Below are 21,187 nucleotides of genomic sequence, written 5' to 3' on the forward strand. Positions count from 1 at the left end.
TTGAGTTTCTATCTCACTTTGATGTGATCGAAGCCTTCTCCATAGACTCCTATCACAGCACTCTGTGAGACAAATGCTTTGGGGTCGACATCCTTTATCAGTCGGAAGATTATACTTGATTCTCTTTTTTTTGCCAGTACGAAGATCATCTTGATTTCTTTACCTGTGTAGAAACCGGTTGCATTGATAATGGTTACTCCCCGATGAGGATACTCGTTGATGCGGCGCGCGATCTCCTTGTATTGGTCGGAAATGATGAAGAATTGAACTGATTGGCGTGCACTGTTGACAACCTGATCAAGTACGAAGCTACATATATAGAGTGTCACAAAACCATAGACTACTTTTTCCCAGTCTTTCAGTACTAAGTAGCTAGAGGAGATAATGATGAGGTCACAGATCAGAATTACTCTTCCCAATGTGATATCTCGGTACTTATTAATGATGGCGGCAATGATATCTGTTCCTCCCGTACTTCCGTTGGATGAGAACGTGATGCCTATTCCGCTTCCACAAAAAGAAGCTCCGATGACGCAAGCCATGAAAGGCTGATCATGGAGTAGCGTAAGTCCTGCTGTTAGCTTTTGGATGATAGATAGGAATATGGTTAGTGTAACTACCCCGAATATCGTTTTAATGCAAAACTTGAATCCCAGAATCCTAAGAGCCAGTAGCAGCAAGAAGAAGTTAATGCAGAAATAGGTATATTGTACCGGAGAACCGGTAGCCCAATAGACTATGGATGCAATGCCCGGTACACCACCGGTCGTAATGTCATTCGGCAGAAGAAATACGGTCCATCCGATGCCATAGAGCATTACACCCAGCACTATCATGATATAATCTTTAGCTTCTCGCTGCAAAGGCTGCTTTGGAATATTTAAATAAGGGACTTTCATATACTGGCTGATAAAGTCTTATGATGTTAGATGGAACAGCTTATTTATTAAAAGCATAGCGATAACCTGTCGTTTTCTCCCAGCCTCCGCGTGTGAAGTCGGGTACTTCTACAGGCGCAGAACCATTTTCGATGGAGATTCTGGATAGTTCCGCCAAGCTGCACCATTCCGCCAAGTCGTAAACATCCATATCCAATGGCAAGCCGTTGCGCAGGCAATAAACCAAGCGGTAATCCATGATATAGTCCATGCCGCCATGTCCACCGACCTTTTGTGCGGTCTCTTCCAACTCCTGATCTAAGATCGGGCTCTTGTATTTAGCCATCAAAGCATTTTTGACTTCTGCCGAAACTGCACCGTGTGCATTTAGATTTTCATGATCGGGAATGTCTTGCGAATCGACTTGAGACGGTCTTAGGCAAAACTGGCTAATCGGATACTTGCTGGCATATCCATCAGTTCCTACAGCTTGATACATGCGGCTATAAGGGCGTGGCGTCATTACATTGTGTTGGATCAACATGGTCTTGCCTTTTTCAGTGCGGATTAGCGTCGAGGTCTGATCGCCATTCTGGAAGTCTGTTACATCTTCGCCTGTTTGTTTTTTGATATAGGCCGGGCCGTTCACAGCTTTCGTATCCATGGCAACCAGAGTTTTCATGCGGTCACCCCGGTGGATATTCAGTAATTGGCAAGCCGGACCCATGCCGTGAGTCGCATATACATCTCCTCGGTGCTGGCGATTGTAATCCATGCGCCAATTGTTCCAATAGTGTGTCCAGAAGTCTTCCAAATTATGTATGTACGAACCTTCTACATGTAGGATCTCTCCGAATACGCCTTGCTGAGCCATGTTCAAAGTAGTCATTTCAAAGAAGTCGTAAACGCAATTTTCTAATTGCATGCAATGTTTCCGTGTTTTCTCCGACGTGTTGATGAGTTGCCAGATTTCGGCTAGCGTCATGGCCGCGGGAACTTCTATGGCTACATGCTTTCCGTGCTCCATGGCATATACACCCATCTCTGCATGGTGTTTCCAGTCAGTGGCGATGTATACGAGGTCAATATCATCCCGGTCGCATACTTCTTTCCAGGATTCCTCAGCTCCGCTGTATGCGGCGGCTTCCGGCAAACCTTTTTTTGTTAGTAGCTCTTGTGATTTATCGACGCATTCCGGACGAATATCGCAAAGAGCGACAACCTTTGTTCCGGGAATATTCAAAAAACGATTTACGGCGCCGACTCCTCTCATGCCGAGTCCAATGAATCCAACGCGGACAGTGTCCAACTTGGGAGTTGTTAGCAGTAGCACATCTTCCTGTCCGGAAGGGCGTGTAGGAACTTCTGTAGTTAAAGGAGAGAATACCTCTTTGTTCTTTTGAGTGCAACTTGCTAGGGAGGCAAGTAAGATCAGGCTACTAATAGCGAGCGTGTTAAGTAACTGTTTCATGATGTGTTTAAATTGAGGTTATTAATACGAAAAATGTTTTTCAGAACCAAAAGTAATAAATAAATGCACACCTTGTGCTCGAAATGTATTATATATTTTAGAAACAGTTGTTGGAGGGGAGCGGAGGAAATAAAAAAAGAGAATCTGATTTCTCAAATTCTCTTTTCCGAGAGCGGAAGACGGGGCTCAAACCCGCGACCCTCAGCTTGGAAGGCTAATGCTCTATCAACTGAGCTACTTCCGCAATTTTTGTGGGCAAAGATGGATTCGAACCACCGAAGTCGAAAGACAGCAGATTTACAGTCTGCCCCATTTGGCCACTCTGGTATTTGCCCTTTTTTGCTATCGAGAAGGTTTGTTTCTCAAACGCGGTGCAAAGATACAACTATTTATTTAAACTCCAAGTAAATTCTATCATTTTTATTGCAGAAATTGCACATTCGTCTCCTTTGTTACCTAGCTTCCCACCGGCCCGATCTTCTGCTTGTTCCATCGTATTAGTGGTAATTAAACCGTAAATAACTGGTATATCGCCAGTTGCGTTTAATTCGGTTAAACCTTGAGTTGTTCCCATGCAAACGTAATCAAAATGTGGAGTATCTCCTCTAACTACACAGCCGATTGCAATAATTGCATCGACATCGGAATTTTCCATCATTTGGTTGGCTCCGAAAGTTAATTCAAAACTTCCCGGTACTGTTTTTACCAGAATGTTTTCTTCTTTAGCTCCATGTTTTTTGAGCGTGTTGATTGCACCATCCAGCATTGCGCCGGTAATGTTGAAGTTCCATTCGGAGATTACGATACCAAACTTCATTGCCTCTGCGTTGGGAATGGAGTTAAAATCATATTCGGATAAATTGTGATAAGCTGTTGCCATAATTGTAATGTGTGGGGGTAAGGATTAAACTATTCTAGGAAAGCGAAGCACGGGTTATACGGGTATTGCGGTTTTCAATCCGCGTAATCCGTGTAACCCGTGCCCAAATCTGTTTAGACGTAATATTACTTCTTCATCAACTGAGCTTGCTCAATGTATTTGTCGATATCCATTGCCTGATAAGACTGGAAATATTTGTCTTTAATCTTAGTATATGCTTTTATTGCGTCGTCATATTTAGCTTGCTTCACGAGGATTTCTCCGGCTTGCATCAGGAAAATAGGACTCAATGTGCTATTGTCGGCTTTGTCAGCAGCAGATAGGAGCGTAGAAGCAGCCTTGTCTAACTGACCGAGTTGTGCATAGCAGTTACCGGTAGCAGCTAGGATAGCGGGAGCAACCATTTGGTCGTTGCCGTTGAAGCTATCGAGCATTTTAACTGCTTCGTCATATTTGCGAAGTTGTGCATAACAGATACCTGCGTATGCTTTCGCCAGATTGGCAGCTTTTGTTCCGCTGTATTCATCAGCAACTTTCAAGAAACCGGTAAAACCGATGCTGTCTCCGTTGAGTGCTAGTTCAAAAGCATCTTGGTCGAAATACTCTTGTCCTTTGAAAATAGCAGCTTGCGCTTTATCTTCACGGGGCTCGGCATAAAGGTGTTTGTACATGATAAAACCTGCAACAACTACAATTACGGCAACAACACCGCCGATAATTGCGTTTTTGTACTTAATAAGGAATGCTTCCGATTGTACCAGTGCATCTTCTACATTCAGATGATCATTCTGGTTTTTTTGTTCTGCCATTTTTATATGATTCTTTTTTGTTATTATTCATCGTTTGATATTTCGACTCGCAAAAGTAGTTTTTTTATATCTACCAACGAAATTTAGAGGCATCTTTTTTTGTTTTGTATCCGAAAACCACAAAAATCTTGCTACTTTTGTAGTAAATTAATGTGTATACCATGATACTGAAGCGGATCTCCATACTGAATTATAAAAATCTGGAACAAGTGGAACTGGATTTTTCCTCCAAACTGAATTGTTTTTTCGGCCATAACGGTATGGGAAAGACCAACTTACTCGATGCTGTCTATTTCCTGTCTTTCTGCAAAAGCTCAGGCAATCCGATTGACTCTCAGAATATCCGTCACGAACAGGACTTCTTTGTTATTCAGGGTTTTTATGAGGCGGAAGACGGTACCCCGGAAGAGATTTATTGTGGCATGAAACGTCGCTCGAAAAAGCAGTTCAAGCGGAATAAAAAAGAGTACAGTCGTTTCTCCGATCATATCGGGTTCCTGCCGTTGGTAATGGTTTCTCCTGCCGACTCGGAACTGATTGCCGGAGGTAGTGATGAGCGCAGACGATTTATGGATGTCGTGATTTCGCAATACGATAAGGAGTATCTCGAGTCTTTGATACGATATAATAAAGCTTTGGCTCAGCGTAATACGCTTTTGAAAAGTGATCTGCCGGTAGACGAGGAACTTTTTCTGGTGTGGGAAGAGATGATGAGTCAGGCGGGTGAAGTAGTCTTTCGGAAAAGAGAGGCTTTTATTCAGGAGTTTATTCCGATTTTTCAGTCTTTCTATTCGTATATCTCCCAGGATAAAGAACAGGTCGGATTGACTTATGAATCGCACGCGCGCGATACATCTTTATTAGATGCTTTGAAGCAAAGCCGTGACCGTGATCGAATTATCGGTTTCTCCTTGAAGGGTATTCATAAAGATGAATTGAATATGCTACTCGGTGAATTTCCGATAAAGAAGGAGGGCTCGCAGGGGCAGAACAAAACTTACTTGGTTGCACTGAAGTTGGCTCAGTTTGATTTTCTGAAGCGTACAGGATATACAAACCCTATTTTATTGTTGGATGATATATTCGATAGGCTTGACGCATCACGTGTGGAGCAGATTGTGAAGTTGGTGGCAGGTGACCGTTTCGGGCAGATTTTCATAACGGATACCAACCGTGAGCATTTGGATCGTATCTTGCAAAAGATAGGAAGCGATCATAAAATATTCCGTGTAGAAGAAGGAGTCGTGAATGAAATGAAAGGAGTTGATGAATGAAACGTAAAGATGCCGAGCCGATAGGGAAATTAATTCAGCGCTTTCTGCGTCAAGAGAGCTTGGAGACACCCTTGAATCAGCAACGTCTATTGGATGCGTGGCCGCAAGTGTTGGGGCCTGCTTCTGCTTATACGACTAATTTGTATATCCGTAATCAGACGCTCTATGTACATCTGACTTCCGCAGCTCTTCGCCAAGATTGATGATGGGGCGTGAGTTATTAATCCGTAACCTGAATCAAAAGGTGGGAGCTACGGTTATTACCAATATCATCTTTCAGTAAGGAACGGAATACGTTCGATCACTTTAATCCCCAGTTCTTGGAGTGTGGACAATGCCCGGTTGTAATAAATGGGTGTTTCCAAATCCAGATTATCGTGTGCATCTATGCCGATGATAGCTGTACAGTTCTCGCTTGCCGCTATTTTCCAGAAATCCGGATGTGGAATCGTGGTCAGATTCTGCTCTTCGTTGTATGCGGCGTATCCAATATTATATTCCAATGGTATGTTCAGACGAGCGGCGGCCCGGCAAATGTGGCGACTAATAAGTCGGCAGTGGCGATCGAATGTGGGGTAAGCGCGCATAAATAGTTCGGGATGCGCCAAGTAGGCGAATAAACCGCTCTCCATGCCTTCAATTGCACTTTCTTCATAAAGCTCGAGCATATCGACGGTTTCTGTGTGGCGTCCGAAATAAGGGAACTTCTCGTCCGTATGGAAGTGATGATTACCTAAGATCACATAATCCAATTGGTGCTTTTTGATTATTTCTTTCAGCCAGGGGATGTATTCCGGAAAGTATTCGCACTCCAATCCGATCTTGATACTAATTTGTTCTTTGTATTTCTCGCGGAGTGAACGGATGCTTTCTACATATCCGGGTAGTTGGTCAGGTGTCATTCGGATATCAGAAATATAATCTGTATGGTATCTCCACGGGGTATGGTCTGAAAAACCGAGTTCTTGATAGCCTCCTTTTATTGCACTTAAAACAAACTCTTCATCACTCCCTGTCGCATGGTGGCAGCGAGTGGTGTGAGTGTGATAATTCGTTCTCATTACTAGTTATAATTATATCCATGTTGATATCGGTTGCTTCAACTGGTATCTTTTCTATTAATTGGAATGGAAAACATATTCCGGCTTTCAATGCCGGAATATGGGGTAATAGTTTATCGTAATATCCTTTGCCGCGTCCCAAGCGATGACCGTCTGTGTCAAAGGCTAAGCCTGGAACGATGGCAATATCTATTGTCGGGTAGTCTGTGAAAAGTTCTCCTGTGGGTTCACCTATGCCAAAAGGTCCCTTGGCTAAATCTTGGGATCCCGTATATAAACGTAACTCCAATACATCGCCAACTACAACCGGAAGGATGATTTTCTTATGATCTTTCCACTTCTCGATGAAGCCGTGTGTATCTACTTCATCACGCATGGAGTGATAAAGTAGCACGGTGTTAGCTTGCTGAAAAGCGTCCAGCTCTTCCAGACATGTTAAGATATCAACAGAAAGAGCTTTCAGCGTAGAGGCGGAGTACCGGGTTTTCTCTTGTGCTATCCACTTGCGCAGTTCTTTTTTTCTTTCCATCTTTCTTTTTCTTTGTATTATCCTCTTCAGCCGCTTGGGGAGCTTTCGGGAAAGCTTCTCCTTTCTGTAACAATTCTAGGCCTTTGCTGACAGTAGCATCAGTCTTATTGAAGAACTTGATGTAAGCTTCCAAGCCTAACATATTATAGATAATGTTTCCTTGGATATTCTTTTCCAGCAATTTATAAGACTTCTGAATGAGTATATTTCTTCTCTTTAGCCCTTTACTGTCGGCAAAGCGGATAAACTGTTCTACCAAACCTTGATGACGTAGATAGTCGAGCAAGTCCTTTTCGGTTTCGTATTGGCTTAACTTCTTCCGGTGGTTGTCTGTGTACTGGAAAGTAAACAGGATGGTTAATCCCCGGTTAATGGCAGTTGATAGGTACGAAGTGATTCCGGTTGTGTCTTGCGGCACGAATACATCCGGCATAATTCCACCTCCACCATATACAGTACGTCCCAGGCTTGTGTTATAACGCTCGCTTTCATTTTGTTTGATGCTATCTTGTGAGAAGAACTCACCATGCTCGTAGCGGTTATACAGGTCCAACTCATAATTTCGGTCGTTTCCACTTACGTAGGGGCGTTGAATGCAACGTCCGGACGGTGTGTAGTAACGTGCGATCGTTAAACGGATAGCAGATCCATCGCTGAAATCAATCGGTTGCTGCACGAGGCCTTTACCGAAAGAGCGACGTCCTATTACCATTCCTCGGTCATTGTCTTGGATAGCTCCCGTGAAAATTTCGCTGGCGGAGGCTGAGCCTTCGTCAATCAGTACAACTAACGGCATCTTTTGGCAGCTACCTGTGCCATTGGCAAACTCCTCAGCGCGAGGATATTTACGTCCTTGCGTATAAACGATCAGTTTTCCTTCGGGAAGGAATTCGTTAATCATGCGAATGGCAGCTTCCATATAACCGCCTGTATTGCCTCGGAGGTCAATGATCAGTCCTTTGCAATTCTTATGGTTTAATTGAGCTAATGCGTTTAGCAATTCCACGTGACTGGTGCGTCCGAATTTGCTGACTTTGATATAGCCTATCTCATCATTCAGCATATAGGATGCGTCGATTGTGTTTTGCGGAATGTCTCCGCGCGTAATGGCGAAATTCAATAACTCGTTTTCGCCTACGCGTTTTACTCCTAACTTCACTTGTGTGCCTTTAGGCCCTTTCAACGTGCGCATAGCCCGTTCGTTCGTGAGATCTTTTCCCACAAAGATGCTGTCGCCTACTGTTACAATCCGGTCGCCGGCCATTAAACCTACTTTTTCGGAAGGGCCGCCCTGAATAACGGCATTCACATGGATTGTATCATTCTGTATGGTAAATTGAATACCGATACCACTGAAACTACCTTCCAATTCGGAATTCACTTCTTCCAGTTTCTGTGCGGGTATGTACGTAGAATGAGGGTCTAGTTCGGCAAGAATTTGTGGCATTGCTTTTTCTACGAGATCTGCCATATTTACGGTATCCACGTATTGATCATCGACAATCCGAAGCAGCGCATTCAGTTTATTGGATGAACCGTTGATAATACCCAAACGGTTGCCGGCAAAATGCTTGGCGTAGAATGTGCCGATAAGAATGCCCACCACCACGCTGATAGCGATGATGACGGGTGTAAAACGTGAAGAGTTTTTGGTTCTCATTTTGTCTATTCCTAATTTTAAATCAGTTGTCTATTACTCTTCGGGAGAAGAATTGCTGTCAATATCTGTATAGATGACTTCTATTCCCGCTCTTTTTAATAATTCGATGCCATCTTCCAACCGGTAATGTTCAGAGTAAACTACTCGCTTTATTCCCGCCTGTATGATTAGCTTGGCACATTCAATACACGGAGAAGCAGTGACATACATTGTTGCCCCATTGCTACTATTGTTTGAACGTGCTATTTTGGTAATGGCATTTGCCTCTGCATGTAATACGTAGGGTTTGGTCAGGTTGTTCTCATCCTCACATACATTTTCAAAGCCGGAAGGAGTTCCATTGTACCCATCAGAGATGATCATCTTGTCTTTTACGATCAAAGCTCCGACTTTTCGGCGTTGGCAGTATGAGTTCTCTGCCCAAATGCTTGCCATACGTATGTAACGCTTATCAAGCTCTGATTGTTTTTTATCTATGTTCATTTTGTTGAATATTCGTTTTTTACTTTACCGGCTTGAAGAACATGCGGAAAGTACGTTGTGCAGACTGAGGTTTATATAAAATGTACAGGTTATTGGTATCGCCTTCGTATTTGATGGCATTGTTCAAGCCGTCCAGAAAATTCTTGGCTAGTTTGTCGCCGTTGTCGACGTTTCCTGTAACAGTAGCTCGGAAACTATTGTTTTTGCCGTTAGCATTCCATGTGCCTTGCAAGTTACTTGTGATTACTGTGCCGCTGACTTTCCCTTGAATATTATCTCCGTCCGCGAGTCCTTCAAAAGTGAGCGTATATGTACCACTTTTACTTAATAGTTCTAAGCTTTTTTCTTGGGCTTCAGTATTTCCTTCCCAAAAGTCGTACATAGTGTGGCCTCCATCGACGGCGATGAGATTAAGCTTCCATGTCTTACCTGTAAAGATAGCCGTAGTGTCATCCGAATCGTTGCATCCGGAAAACAGGGGGAGCAATAATAATATCCCTAGTAATCTATATAAATTCTTCATATATTTCTCTATTTATTTGATTCCATTTCTAATCAATAACGCATCGATGCTGGGTTCTTGCCCGCGGAAACGTTTGTAAAGCACCATCGGATGCTCTGTTCCTCCTTTCGACAAGATGTTGTTTCGGAAAGAACCTGCTACTTCCCGGTTGAATATCCCTTTCTGTTTGAAGAGTGAGAATGCATCCGCATCCAATACTTCCGCCCATTTATAGCTGTAATATCCGGCAGAATACCCTCCGGCGAATATATGAGAGAATTGGGTGCTCATGCAAGCTTCTTTTACAACAGGCAGTATCTGCGCTTTTGCCCATGCTTGTTGTTCGTATGCTTTGACGTCTCCTTCAAATGGAGTATTCCGCGTGTACCACGCCATATCGAGTAAACCAAGGCTGACTTGTCTCAGGCATGTGTAGGCTACGTTGAAGTTGGAGGCGTCTACCATGCGTTTGATAAGCTCGTCGGGAAGTATTTCTCCGGTCTCGTAGTGACGAGCAAACGTATTGAGGAAGTCTTTCTCTATGGCGAAGTTCTCCATGATCTGAGACGGTAGTTCGACAAAATCCCAATACACACTCGTTCCGCTTAAACTCTTGTATGTAGAGTTGGCAAACATACCATGCAAGGCATGTCCGAACTCATGTAAAAAGGTTTCCACTTCGCTGAAAGTTAGCAAGGCAGGTTTGTTTTCAGTCGGTTTGGTGAAATTCATTACGACAGATATGTGCGGGCGGCTGTTTTCGCCGGTCTGTAGATCGATCCATTGATCTTTGAAACTCGTCATCCAGGCTCCGGCACGCTTTCCGGCGCGGGGGTGGAAGTCGGTATACAGTAAAGATAGATACTTTCCATCCTGATCGTATACTTCGTAAGCTTCTACATCCTTGTGATAAACAGGAATGTCGGTATTCTTTTTGAAAGTGATGCCATACAGCTTTTCTGCCAATCCGAATACGCCTTTTTTAACCTGTTCCAACTCGAAGTAGGGGCGAAGCATCTCTTCATTGATGCTGAATTTCTTATCTTTGAGTTTGTTGGAATAGTAGCTCCAGTCCCAAGGCATGAGGATAAAGTCATTACCTTCTGCTTGACGAGCGAGATCTTGTACTTCCTGATATTCTTTTTGCGCAGTAGGCGTATAGGCATCCAGCAGTTGGTTGAGCAGCTTATAGACAGCATCACTGTTTTCAGCCATACGCTTTTGCAATGTGTACTCCGCATGATTGTTGTAGCCCAATAACTGAGCGATCTTCATGCGTATATTCACAATCTTCCGGACGATATCACTGTTGTTGAATTCATTATCTTGTGAACATTTGGTGTTGTACGCCAAATACAGTGTATGACGCAGTTCGCGATTGTCGGCATAAGTCAAAAAAGGCACGAAGCTTGGTGCTTGGAGGGTAAACATCCAACCGTCCTTCCCTTTGCTTTTCGCTGTTTCGGCTGCTGCATCTACAATCATTTCAGGTAGTCCGGCAAGGTCAGCCTTGTCAGTCAACAGTAACTGGTAATTGTTGGTTTCCTTTAGGTTGTTTTCGCTGAAAGTAAGGGTTAAGGTGCTTAACTCATTGCTCAGTTGGCGATATTGATCACGTGCTTCCCCTTGTAAGTTAGCACCGTGACGAATGAAACTCTCATATACGTTATCGAGTAATTTGCTTTGTTCCAGATTTAGTTTGAGCGTTTTTTTCTGTTGGTATACCTCTTTGACCCGCGCAAACAACTGCTCGTTGAGTGTGATGTTGTTGCTGTGCTCATTGAGTAAAGGCATTAGCTTCTGTGCCAATGCTTGCAGCTCATCGCTTGTTTCGGCTCCCAACATGTTGCCGAATACGGGAGTTACTTTATCCAGCAGTTCGCCAGAGTTCTCAAGCGCTTCTATTGTATTGGAGAAGGTTGGCTTTTTCGGATTGCGGATGATGGCATCTATTGCTTCTTTTTGTTGCTTTATGCCTTCTTGAATGGCAGGTTCGTAATGCTCTGTTTTTATTCGGTCGAATGGAGCGGCTCCATGCGGAGTTTGGTACCGCTCAAAGAACGGGTTTTGGGCATTTACTATATTGTTCATAGTGCAAACGAGTATCAATGTTATTAATATTTTCTTCATAGGATACAAAAATACTAAAATTGTAAATCATTTGACAGATAATGCTTTGTTTTTTAACAATATATAAAGCGCATAGATAAGAAAAGCCGCTACGTATTACGCAGCGGCTTTTATAAGGTTCAGTCTTCTAATTAAGCGTTAACTGTCGCCATGTGAGCGATCAAGTCAAGAACTTTGTTAGAGTAACCGATTTCGTTGTCATACCAAGATACAACTTTAACGAAAGTATCAGTCAAAGCGATACCAGCTTTAGCATCGAAGATAGAAGTACGAGCATCACCCAAGAAGTCAGAAGAAACAACTGCATCTTCAGTGTAACCCAGAACACCCTTCAATTCGCCTTCAGCAGCTTCTTTCATAGCAGCGCAGATTTCAGCGTAAGTAGCCGGTTTAGCCAAGTTTACTGTCAAGTCAACTACAGAAACGTCCAAAGTCGGAACGCGCATAGACATACCTGTCAATTTACCATTCAAAGCTGGGATAACTTTACCTACAGCCTTAGCAGCGCCTGTAGAAGAAGGAATGATGTTGCCAGAAGCAGCACGACCACCTCTCCAGTCTTTCATAGAAGGACCGTCAACTGTTTTTTGAGTAGCAGTTGTAGAGTGAACAGTAGTCATCAAACCGTCAGTGATACCCCATTTGTCGTTCAAAACCTTAGCGATAGGAGCTAAGCAGTTTGTAGTACAAGAAGCGTTAGATACGAACTGAGTTCCTTTAACATAAGATTTCTCGTTAACACCACAAACGAACATTGGAGTGTCATCTTTTGAAGGAGCAGACATAACTACGTATTTTGCACCAGCTGCGATATGTGACTGAGCTGTGTCTTTGCTTAAGAATAAACCTGTAGATTCAACAACGTATTCAGCACCTACAGCATCCCATTTCAAGTCAGCTGGATTTCTTTCTGCAGTGATGCGGATAGCTTGACCATTAACGATCAATTTGCTGTTTTCAACATCTGCTTCAATAGTACCGTCGAACTGACCGTGCATTGTGTCATACTTCAGCATGTAAGCCAAGTAATCAACTGGGCAAAGGTCGTTGATACCTACGATTTGAATATCATTTCTTTTCATTGCAGCGCGGAAAACGAAACGTCCGATACGTCCGAATCCATTAATACCTACTTTAATCATCTTGTTTAAACTTTTAAGGGTTTTATAATATTTGTTCAAATATATTTCTGAACTTGCATTTTCTTCCCAAATGCGGTGCAAAAGTACGAAAATGTTTTTATATTCGCACATTAAATTAATATTAAATATAAAAAAAGATGGGAAAGAGTACAATTCTGCAAGACTTTAGGGCCTTTGCGATGAAGGGGAATGTGGTAGATATGGCAGTCGGTGTAATTATCGGTGGAGCTTTCGGAAAGATTGTGTCTTCGGTTGTTGCCGATGTGATTATGCCGCCCCTAGGTTTATTGATAGGTGGAGTGAATTTCACGGATTTGAAATGGGTGATGAAACCTGCTGAAATGATAGACGGAAAAGAGATCGCAGCCGTTAGCTTGAACTACGGTCATTTTTTGCAGGCGACATTTGATTTCCTGATTATCGCATTCTCTATTTTTATGTTTATCCGCTTGTTGATGAAGCTGACAACGAAGAAGAAAGAAGAAGAACCTGCCGCACCTGCCGCACCTCCCGCTCCGACTAAAGAAGAAGTCTTACTGTCGGAAATACGTGATTTGCTGAAGGAAAAGAAAGCTTAAGCACTAGTTTAGAAGAGGGGATTCCGAAGTAATACTCAGAGTCCCTTCCACTTGCTTTATGCGAAGATCTTATCAGCTTATTTAAGTTGGTATTTTATTCTTTGATACTTACGTAATGTTTCGTTTTGCAGTTGTTGTAGCAAGCTGATTTCAAGGGATAGTTTGCGAAGCTCTACATTGTTCTCCTGTAAGGTTTTCTTGTCTGCGTAGCCAATAATACCGGAAGGCATTACGCGTTGGGCTTCTTCGTGCTCTTTGAGCATATAACGTACTGTAGCAATGCGGTAGGCTCGTAAGGCAATTTGTTCGTTGTTGCGTAGTTTTTGATATTTCTTGTCATCATTCCAGAGTCGTGAATAGACGGTGCTTAAAGCAGCGCTTGCATTTTTGCGTTCTATTTCGGACCTAGCTATTCTGCGTTGTTCATCAGCTTTTGCATAGTCTGGGTATTGTCTCATGTGCTTCTCTAATATTTCCTTTGCCTTCAAGTAAGCATTTTCTTGTGGCTTAAGCTCTTTGGGCTTCCTTTCGTAGGTTAATACTTTGAGATAGTCTTCGCTTTTGATGCTGATTGTTTTCCCCGAACGCTCGCAGAAATCTAAGTAGTCTTCCATCAATAGCCAGCTATGGGATAATTGTTTTTGTTGTAAGTCTTTGTTAATCTCCTGTAGGGAGTTATCAAGTTGTTCCAATGTTTGTGCGGATGCTTTGAATACGGTGCTGGAACTTAGGAAGCAAATGCTTAGTAAAAAGAATAATTTGGTCGTCTTCATAAATGGTACAGTCGATTTGTTGGTTATTTAATTCTACAAATATAGTTTTTTCCGAAGATTATTCAAGCAGATTGCTTTCTTTTTCTTATTTTTGCAAATCATTTATTTAAAATCCATACATTGATATGCAGGAAAAGATAGTAATTCTTGATTTCGGTTCGCAGACTACGCAGTTGATCGGTCGCCGTGTTCGCGAATTGGATACGTATTGTGAAATTGTTCCTTATAACAAATTTCCCAAAGAAGACACGACTATTAAAGGAGTTATCCTCTCCGGAAGTCCGTTCTCAGTTTATGATGAGAATGCCTTTAAAATTGATTTGAGTGAGATTCGTGGTAAATATCCTATTTTAGGGATTTGCTATGGAGCACAGTTTATGTCGTATAGCAACGGAGGAAAAGTTGAACCCGCCGGAACACGTGAATATGGACGTGCCCATTTGGCTTCTTTCTGCAAAGACAATGAACTGTTCAAAGGAGTGCGTGATAACAGTCAAGTGTGGATGAGTCACGGAGACACAATTACCGCCATACCCGACAACTTCAAAGTGATTGCTTCTACCGATAAGGTAGAGATTGCCGCTTACCAAGTAGAAGGAGAATCTATCTGGGGAGTACAATTCCATCCGGAGGTTTTCCATACTGAAGACGGAACGCAGATATTGAAGAACTTTGTGGTAGATGTTTGCGGATGTAAGCAAGACTGGTCACCGGCTAGTTTCATCGAGAGCACAGTTGTTGAGTTGAAAAAGCAGCTCGGTGATGATAAAGTCGTATTGGCTTTAAGTGGCGGTGTAGACTCTTCGGTAGCTGCTGTGCTATTGAATAGAGCAATCGGTAAAAATCTGACTTGTATCTTTGTCGATCACGGTATGCTTCGTAAGAATGAGTTTAAGAATGTACTGATTGATTATGACTGCTTGGGTTTGAACGTGATAGGTGTAGATGCCAGCAAAAAGTTTTTTGCTGAACTGGCAGGAGTAACCGATCCCGAGCACAAACGTAAGATTATAGGTAAGGGCTTCATTGATGTATTCGATGAGGAAGCTCATAAAATAAAAGATGTAAAATGGCTTGCACAAGGAACGATTTATCCGGATTGCATCGAGTCATTGTCTATCACAGGTACGGTTATTAAGAGCCATCATAATGTAGGAGGCTTGCCTGAGAAAATGCATTTGAAACTCTGCGAACCATTAAGACTGTTGTTTAAAGATGAAGTTCGTCGTGTAGGTCGGCAACTAGGTATGCCGGAACATTTGATCGGACGCCATCCTTTCCCGGGTCCGGGTTTAGCAGTACGTATCTTGGGTGATATTACTCCGGAGAAGGTAAGTATTTTGCAAGACGCGGATGATGTTTTTATTCAAGGTTTGCGCGACTGGGGCTTGTATGATCAAGTATGGCAGGCAGGAGTTATCTTGCTTCCTGTGCAATCAGTTGGCGTGATGGGAGATGAACGTACCTATGAAAGAGCAGTTGCGTTGCGTGCTGTTACTTCTACGGATGCGATGACTGCCGATTGGCTCATCTGCCTTACGACTTTATGGGTAAGATTTCGAACGATATTATAAATAAGGTGAAAGGGGTAAACCGTGTAACCTATGACATTAGTTCCAAACCGCCTGCAACAATCGAGTGGGAATAACTCTTACTTTTTAAACGAACTATCAATAGCCCTGACTTTCTATAAGTTGGGGCTGTTTTTTTTGAATGGATATCTTATCTCTCTCATAGAGGTTATTTTGCAACATAATCTATCACCACCTATCACAATAATTACTTATTATGGTAGTGTCCCGGATATATCAAAAGAAATAAGAGAGGGGTGGCTCTCGGGTTATTGAGGTAGATAATTAAGCAAAAGCTGTCCGTCCGGAATTGCAATTTCTTTTCTGTGGAGTGTTAACAATCCCTCTTCCTGCATCCTGTTTAAGGCTCTGGATGTATTGAGCCGAGTATTATCTATACAGCGAGCCAAGTCATCCATTTTGACTTTCAGAAGCTTCTCTCCTTGAGGTTTTTCCACATGCATCAATATAAAACGGATAATCTTTTCTTCAAGACTGTTGGTGGGTTCGTTCCACAGGCGAGCATATAAATTTTGCGCCCGACTGCTAACGATATTCATATAGTTGAGCCTAAATATCTCGTAGTTGAACAGATCATTCAATACGAATTCTTTATTTATACTCACTGTATGCGCTTTGGTCTCTGCTACGTACGAAGAGGCGTAAACCGTGTTAAGTCCGAACAACGATTGAGGTTCGATTAGATGAGGAGCTTGTATTTGCTCTATAAATGTATATAGGTCTTTGTAAGTTGTGACGGCAGATATCTCTCCTTTCAACAGAAAGCAGAGTTTGGTACAAGGGCTGCCACTTCCTTGAATCGTTTCACCCACCCTGTGTTTAACAAAGTGAAGTTTTACTTTTTCCAAGATACTGGTAAAGTCCTCGTGGCATAGTCCCTGAAATAAAGGCAATTGAAGTAAAGTATCGAACATTGTTTCCATATGCTGCATCTCAATCAGATCATTTTATTCCTTACAAATTTACTCATAATCCTTTTTTAGTGCTAATAATGTGGCTTTCTTTTTATTTTTTTATTGTTTGGAGCAATAAAATAGACAATCTTTGTATAGACCTAAAAGGTTTTGTATCTGTATGGGGGGCGTGTTTGCGGCGATGAAAATCGGCTAACGCTTTGTAAAGATAGGAAAAATAGAACACTTTTCAAAAAACTTTTGATTTTTAACTATGCTGGAATAAGAAACTCATTTGTTCGGTTTTTATGGGATCTCTTTGTAAGAGATAGCTCTGGTAATCGACTTTATAGATGTGGCTATCATGATTATCAAGAAAAGGCTGCTTGTCTTTCTGTTTCAGTCAGGTATAAAGAGTTAACGATGAGACTGTGAAGTATTCGTTCAAAGGGATCGATTTGTTATTCCATTTTTAGTTTTTTTTTCTATCTTTGTATAAAAAAGGAGGGAACTATGTTTGCAGGTTTTAATTGGCAGCAGTTGATTAGCGCGTTTATCGTACTTTTTGCGGTAATTGATATTATCGGTTCTATACCTATCATTATTAACCTTAAGGAAAAAGGTAAAAGTGTCAATGCGCTGAAAGCTACGCTTATCTCTTTTGCATTGCTGATAGGGTTCTTCTATGCAGGCGATATGATGTTGAAACTGTTTCATGTAGATATCGAATCTTTTGCAATAGCCGGTGCATTTGTTATCTTCCTCATGTCTTTGGAAATGATTCTGGATGTTGAAATCTTTAAGAATCAAGGTCCCATCAAAGAAGCAACGTTAGTTCCGTTGGTCTTTCCCTTGCTGGCTGGTGCCGGTGCTTTCACGACCTTACTTTCTCTACGTGCAGAGTATGCTGAAATTAATATTCTGATCGCATTACTGCTTAATATGATCTGGGTTTATTTTGTAGTTAGTATGACCGGGCGAGTTGAACGCTTTTTCGGTAAAGGTGGAATTTATATCATCCGTAAGTTCTTCGGTATCATTCTGCTGGCTATCTCCGTCCGACTGTTCACGGCTAATATAACTCAGTTGATAGAAGCCTTGCAACAAAAATAGAAACACCCTATAAATAAGCTCGTGTTTTCTTGCCCGCATTCCATTGTTTTTTGTACTTTTGAGCATTCTGTATCAGCTTCTCACTGAGGTGGTAAGCTATTATTATCCGAGGAAAAGAGATACAAACTTAGAACAGAATCCGAATACATTACAGAACGAGATCCCCTGTTGTCCGTATTCGGATCTATACACAGACCAGTCATTTCCCGGAGACTATGTATATTAGCGGAAAAAGAATGAAGAAAAAATGATCAGGAAATGATTGCGATATGAAAAAACGTACCCCGAGCCCGAAAATAACGGAAGATGAGTTTGACCAGATATATAGGAAGTACTATTCGAGGCTCTTTTATTATGCTTATGGTTTTATAGAAGACTCGGAAGTATGCCGAGATCTTGTTTCGGATGTTTTCGGACAAGCCTGGGAGAATATGGCCCGTCTGGAATCGGCAACTGTGGGAAGTTATCTATACTCATGCGTACGCAATAAATGCATCGACTATCTGCGACACGATCAGGCAGCACGGCAATATGCGGAATACTTTCGAGAGGTAGCCGAGGAAGAAGAAGGCATGACACCTGAAGAGATGGAAGAACGGTTCTTTGCCGTGAAGCAAATTATCGCCGAACTGCCGCCGCGCACCCGTTTTGTACTGGAGCAGTGCTACTTCAACAATAAGAAATATCAAGAGGTGGCCGATATCTTAGATATAACTTCCAGTGCCGTGAAAAAACATATAATGAAGGCATTTGCCATCTTGCGCGAGCGATTATCTGTTATTAAATCGTAAAAACGGGTACCTAAAAGGAGCCAAGCCCGTATTATATATAATAAGTCATAGTTATATGATAGAACATTTGGAGAATAAAGAAGACGCCCGTCTGATTTTGGACTGTAAGCGGGCGATGGCCATGGAAAAAGTTCCCCTCCCTGATGTGGAAGAGGAACGGAAACGATTTCGGGAAAGTCGGAATCGCCACCAGGTTAACCAGTATAATACGAAGAAAATATTGAGGCTGAGGCGATGGTCTATTGTTGCCTCCATAGCTGCTGTTATATTCTTGGGATTGTTTCTAGGAGTATTCCTTTATCACCCTCCCGTGGTGCAGGTACAAGTATTTGTTGCCGACCAGACAGCTAAAGATCCTAAATTAAACTTTGGAGATATCACTTATGTGATTAAAGAAGAAACGCCGAATCATCAGTTGTTTGCGCAAGGTATTGTGGCCACGCGGCAAACACTCGATTTACGCGCCAAGCATGGCACACAACCCCTTAAAGAGCAGTTGCAGACATTGACCACGCCTTGCGGACAAGACTATACGGTGATCTTGTCCGATGGAACGACCGTCCTGCTAAATGCTGCCAGTCAACTGACTTTTCCTGATATTTTTGTGAAAGATCAGCGCATTGTCCATCTCAAGGGAGAAGCTTATTTCGATGTGGCGCCTGATAAAGAACATCCCTTTATTGTGAAAACTGATTATTTTGAGACAGCGGTACTTGGAACCAAGTTCAATGTTCGTTCCTACTCAAAGGTCGATGCGCATGTTACCTTATTTGAGGGCAAGGTCAAAGTGACTAATGAGAAGACAGGCACATTAACCTTGCAACCGGAAGAGCAGGCCACACTATCCGAAGAGGGAGGACTCTCAAAGCAGGCCGTCGATATTTATCCGTATCTGGAGTGGCAAAAGGGATACTTTTATTTTGATAATGTATCGTTGGTGGAGATTATGCAAGAGTTAGGGCGTTGGTATAACGTCGACATCATATTTGAAAACGATAAGATACTGGATTATAAAATGCACTTTGCCGCTAATCGTACGGAAGATGTGATGTATGCCATTCGCAACCTGAATGCGCTTAAGATATTCTATGTGACTTTGGACGGAAATCGAATTGTTATTCGCTGAATTGGATCGATCGGGAGGAGAAGTCCCGGAGCCGAGCGAATTTCTCACCTGATACTAGGGGCACCAACTGGTTTACATACACTGCGCCTAGCAAGATAGTAAGAAAAGGAGCTGCTCATTCTTGAACAGCTCCTTTCTTATTATCCCTTCTGACTGATTATTTGCCGGAGTTTACTACTTTGTCGAGGAGTCTTTTTACATTCTCCGTATCTGAAGGCCGTGCGGCTGTACCCGATACGATATTGAAATCCGAGTCAATTAGAATGAAGCGTGGAATGGAGTGTATGTCCCAAGCATCTCCTACAGCAAATGGGTCGGTGCGATACTCTTTGATGTGTTCGGGAGTCTCGGATTTTTCGAGTTTGGCGCGCAACGGGCAACATCCACATCGATCGAGATACCGATAAACTGTATACCCGGATACTCTTCGCTTAATTTTTCAAAATGAGGTATTTGCGCCAGGCAAGGCATACACCAGGTAGCCCAAAAGTCGATAAAGAGCGGTTTGCCTTTGAGGTCACTGAGTTTGATCTTCTTTCCGGCAATGTTCTCCATCTCAATATCTATGGCAGGCTTTCCCGCCACCAGTTTGGCTTTCCGTTGAAGTTTGTCTGTGAAGGCTTGTTTGATGGAAGCATTCTGTATGCTTTTGGCAAAGGCTTCCATCTGCTCGTATTCCGTCTGATTCAACCTCTGGAATCTAGTGCGTCTCGTTTTTCGCAAGTAGCAGTTAGCTCCAAAAACGTTTTCGATTTGGGAAACCGGAATACGTTGGTCGTATTACATTCGGTTAAAAGCTGCCGTACCTCAGACAGATCCAGATAACGGTCGGAGGCGGTCAACTCTTTCAATAAAGGTTCGATTACTGAGGTAACCGATTGATAAAAACGTTTCTTTTTCTCCAGTTTAAGCTCTTGCGGGTCTTTATATTCGGCCAATTGTCCCGTTTGGAAGAAGTTTAAGTATAGGCTAGCTCGGATTGCTTTCAGCCGGGTTGTTTCCATGTCGAGAAAATAGGAGTCGGCTTTCAGCTTCACTAATTCTTTTTGCCGTTCATTGATCGCGCTATCCACCTTTACTTTGCAGTTATCGAAAGTATCAACCTTCTTCAGTCCGAAGATCGACCAACCGTCCAACCCGGTCTTTTTATTCAGGTATTGATTCAATTCCGCTTTGCTTCCGGCGAAGGTCGTGCCGTGTGGAAGCATTCCGAAGTCGACTTTCATCTCATCACCGGGAGAAATATAAAGTAAGGTATGTCCCACGTCATAGTACCTGCCTTGTTTGACAGCTAGTTTAATGTTATACATGCCGTCAGCGTCTGCCACAAGCAGAGATGCTTTCTGAGGAAATACTTCTGTTGAAATGTCGACAAAAGTCATCTCTTTCTGAGGGACGCGAAAAGCCTTCATCGAACCTGATAACTTTACATCGGTTTGGGCTGCACTTGCGCCTGCAAGCAGTAACCCTGCACCGAAGATGGTTGCTTTGATTATATTCAT

The 21,187-nt window shown here is 42.5% G+C and carries 20 protein-coding genes, 2 tRNA genes and 2 pseudogenes; 7 read left to right on the forward strand and 17 right to left on the reverse strand.

What is annotated here, in order from left to right; all coding sequences use genetic code 11:
• Window positions 1–8: 8 nt before the first annotated feature.
• The 6 genes from JCM10512_RS02340 to JCM10512_RS02365 form a co-directional block, all read right to left on the reverse strand.
• Entirely contained in the window at window positions 9–899 is an 891-nt protein-coding gene (locus tag JCM10512_RS02340; protein WP_044160100.1) for a YitT family protein, read from the reverse strand.
• A 40-nt stretch (window positions 900–939) separates the two neighbouring features.
• Window positions 940–2,349 carry a Gfo/Idh/MocA family protein gene (locus JCM10512_RS02345; protein WP_044160101.1) on the reverse strand — a complete coding sequence of 470 codons (1,410 nt, stop codon included), beginning with the start codon at window positions 2,347–2,349 and terminating at the stop codon, window positions 940–942.
• Between the two features lie 171 nt (window positions 2,350–2,520).
• Window positions 2,521–2,593: transfer RNA gene (locus JCM10512_RS02350), tRNA-Gly, on the reverse strand.
• 8 nt (window positions 2,594–2,601) lie between these two features.
• Window positions 2,602–2,684: transfer RNA gene (locus JCM10512_RS02355), tRNA-Tyr, on the reverse strand.
• A gap of 50 nt (window positions 2,685–2,734) precedes the next feature.
• On the reverse strand, window positions 2,735–3,229 hold the full coding sequence (gene ribH, locus JCM10512_RS02360) for a 6,7-dimethyl-8-ribityllumazine synthase (protein ID WP_044160103.1): 495 nt from the start codon (window positions 3,227–3,229) through the stop codon (window positions 2,735–2,737).
• 125 nt (window positions 3,230–3,354) lie between these two features.
• Window positions 3,355–4,038: a tetratricopeptide repeat protein gene (locus JCM10512_RS02365; RefSeq protein WP_044160105.1), complete on the reverse strand. Its 684-nt coding sequence runs from the start codon at window positions 4,036–4,038 to the stop codon at window positions 3,355–3,357.
• A gap of 161 nt (window positions 4,039–4,199) precedes the next feature.
• Between JCM10512_RS02365 and recF the strand changes: the two genes are divergently transcribed.
• Window positions 4,200–5,312: a DNA replication/repair protein RecF gene (recF, locus tag JCM10512_RS02370; protein ID WP_044160279.1), complete on the forward strand. Its 1,113-nt coding sequence runs from the start codon at window positions 4,200–4,202 to the stop codon at window positions 5,310–5,312.
• A pseudogene (locus JCM10512_RS02375) lies at window positions 5,309–5,595 on the forward strand (DciA family protein). Before recF ends, JCM10512_RS02375 begins: the two are co-directional and overlap by 4 nt.
• Here the strand turns inward: JCM10512_RS02375 and JCM10512_RS02380 are convergent.
• From JCM10512_RS02380 to gap, 7 genes are all read right to left on the reverse strand, one after another.
• Window positions 5,582–6,373, reverse strand: a complete 792-nt coding sequence (locus JCM10512_RS02380) for a histidinol-phosphatase (RefSeq protein WP_044160108.1) — start codon at window positions 6,371–6,373, stop codon at window positions 5,582–5,584. The pseudogene JCM10512_RS02375 and the gene JCM10512_RS02380 sit on opposite strands and share 14 nt — an antisense overlap.
• Entirely contained in the window at window positions 6,318–6,902 is a 585-nt protein-coding gene (locus tag JCM10512_RS02385) for a 5-formyltetrahydrofolate cyclo-ligase (protein WP_044160110.1), read from the reverse strand. Before JCM10512_RS02385 ends, JCM10512_RS02380 begins: the two co-directional genes overlap by 56 nt.
• A complete protein-coding gene (locus tag JCM10512_RS02390; protein ID WP_044160112.1) occupies window positions 6,817–8,562 on the reverse strand; it encodes a S41 family peptidase in 1,746 nt (581 codons plus the stop codon). The genes JCM10512_RS02385 and JCM10512_RS02390 overlap by 86 nt, the downstream gene beginning before the upstream one ends.
• 33 nt (window positions 8,563–8,595) lie before the next feature.
• Window positions 8,596–9,045: a dCMP deaminase family protein gene (locus JCM10512_RS02395; RefSeq protein WP_044160114.1), complete on the reverse strand. Its 450-nt coding sequence runs from the start codon at window positions 9,043–9,045 to the stop codon at window positions 8,596–8,598.
• Between the two features lie 19 nt (window positions 9,046–9,064).
• Window positions 9,065–9,568, reverse strand: coding sequence for a DUF4847 family protein (locus JCM10512_RS02400; RefSeq protein WP_044160116.1), 504 nt, complete (start codon window positions 9,566–9,568; stop codon window positions 9,065–9,067).
• 12 nt (window positions 9,569–9,580) lie between these two features.
• The gene (locus JCM10512_RS02405) at window positions 9,581–11,638 is read right to left on the reverse strand and encodes a M3 family metallopeptidase (protein WP_044160118.1); all 2,058 of its coding nucleotides are present in this window, start codon (window positions 11,636–11,638) and stop codon (window positions 9,581–9,583) included.
• A 170-nt stretch (window positions 11,639–11,808) separates the two neighbouring features.
• Window positions 11,809–12,819 carry a type I glyceraldehyde-3-phosphate dehydrogenase gene (gene gap / locus JCM10512_RS02410; RefSeq protein WP_044160281.1) on the reverse strand — a complete coding sequence of 337 codons (1,011 nt, stop codon included), beginning with the start codon at window positions 12,817–12,819 and terminating at the stop codon, window positions 11,809–11,811.
• Between the two features lie 137 nt (window positions 12,820–12,956).
• On the opposite strand from gap, the gene mscL reads away from it, so the two are divergent.
• Window positions 12,957–13,397, forward strand: a complete 441-nt coding sequence (gene mscL / locus JCM10512_RS02415; protein ID WP_044160120.1) for a large-conductance mechanosensitive channel protein MscL — start codon at window positions 12,957–12,959, stop codon at window positions 13,395–13,397.
• Between the two features lie 77 nt (window positions 13,398–13,474).
• On the opposite strand, the gene JCM10512_RS02420 is transcribed toward mscL, so the two are convergent.
• Complete coding sequence (locus tag JCM10512_RS02420; RefSeq protein WP_158332174.1) at window positions 13,475–14,089, reverse strand: DUF5039 family protein; 615 nt, start codon at window positions 14,087–14,089, stop codon at window positions 13,475–13,477.
• 206 nt (window positions 14,090–14,295) lie between these two features.
• Here JCM10512_RS02420 and guaA point away from each other — a divergent pair.
• Window positions 14,296–15,818: pseudogene (guaA, locus tag JCM10512_RS02425) on the forward strand (glutamine-hydrolyzing GMP synthase).
• 192 nt (window positions 15,819–16,010) lie between these two features.
• Here guaA and JCM10512_RS02430 read toward each other — a convergent pair.
• On the reverse strand, window positions 16,011–16,685 hold the full coding sequence (locus JCM10512_RS02430; RefSeq protein ID WP_081741204.1) for a Crp/Fnr family transcriptional regulator: 675 nt from the start codon (window positions 16,683–16,685) through the stop codon (window positions 16,011–16,013).
• 483 nt (window positions 16,686–17,168) lie between these two features.
• Between JCM10512_RS02430 and JCM10512_RS02435 the strand changes: the two genes are divergently transcribed.
• The 3 genes from JCM10512_RS02435 (at window position 17,169) to JCM10512_RS02445 (ending at window position 19,685) form a co-directional block, all read left to right on the forward strand.
• Window positions 17,169–17,768, forward strand: a complete 600-nt coding sequence (locus JCM10512_RS02435) for a MarC family protein (protein WP_044160123.1) — start codon at window positions 17,169–17,171, stop codon at window positions 17,766–17,768.
• 269 nt (window positions 17,769–18,037) lie between these two features.
• Complete coding sequence (locus JCM10512_RS02440; RefSeq protein WP_044160125.1) at window positions 18,038–18,559, forward strand: RNA polymerase sigma-70 factor; 522 nt, start codon at window positions 18,038–18,040, stop codon at window positions 18,557–18,559.
• Window positions 18,560–18,614: 55 nt separating this feature from the next.
• Complete coding sequence (locus JCM10512_RS02445) at window positions 18,615–19,685, forward strand: FecR family protein (RefSeq protein WP_052517078.1); 1,071 nt, start codon at window positions 18,615–18,617, stop codon at window positions 19,683–19,685.
• A gap of 300 nt (window positions 19,686–19,985) precedes the next feature.
• Here the strand turns inward: JCM10512_RS02445 and JCM10512_RS02450 are convergent, their stop codons facing one another.
• Together JCM10512_RS02450 and JCM10512_RS02455 are read right to left on the reverse strand one after the other, a co-directional pair.
• Window positions 19,986–20,375: a TlpA family protein disulfide reductase gene (locus JCM10512_RS02450; RefSeq protein ID WP_044160127.1), complete on the reverse strand. Its 390-nt coding sequence runs from the start codon at window positions 20,373–20,375 to the stop codon at window positions 19,986–19,988.
• Window positions 20,372–21,187 (reverse strand): hypothetical protein, encoded by an 816-nt coding sequence (locus JCM10512_RS02455; RefSeq protein WP_044160129.1) that lies wholly within the window; start codon window positions 21,185–21,187, stop codon window positions 20,372–20,374. The genes JCM10512_RS02450 and JCM10512_RS02455 overlap by 4 nt, the downstream gene beginning before the upstream one ends.

Origin of the sequence: Bacteroides reticulotermitis JCM 10512, assembly GCF_000517545.1 — a bacterium.
Taxonomy (GTDB): domain Bacteria; phylum Bacteroidota; class Bacteroidia; order Bacteroidales; family Bacteroidaceae; genus Bacteroides; species Bacteroides reticulotermitis.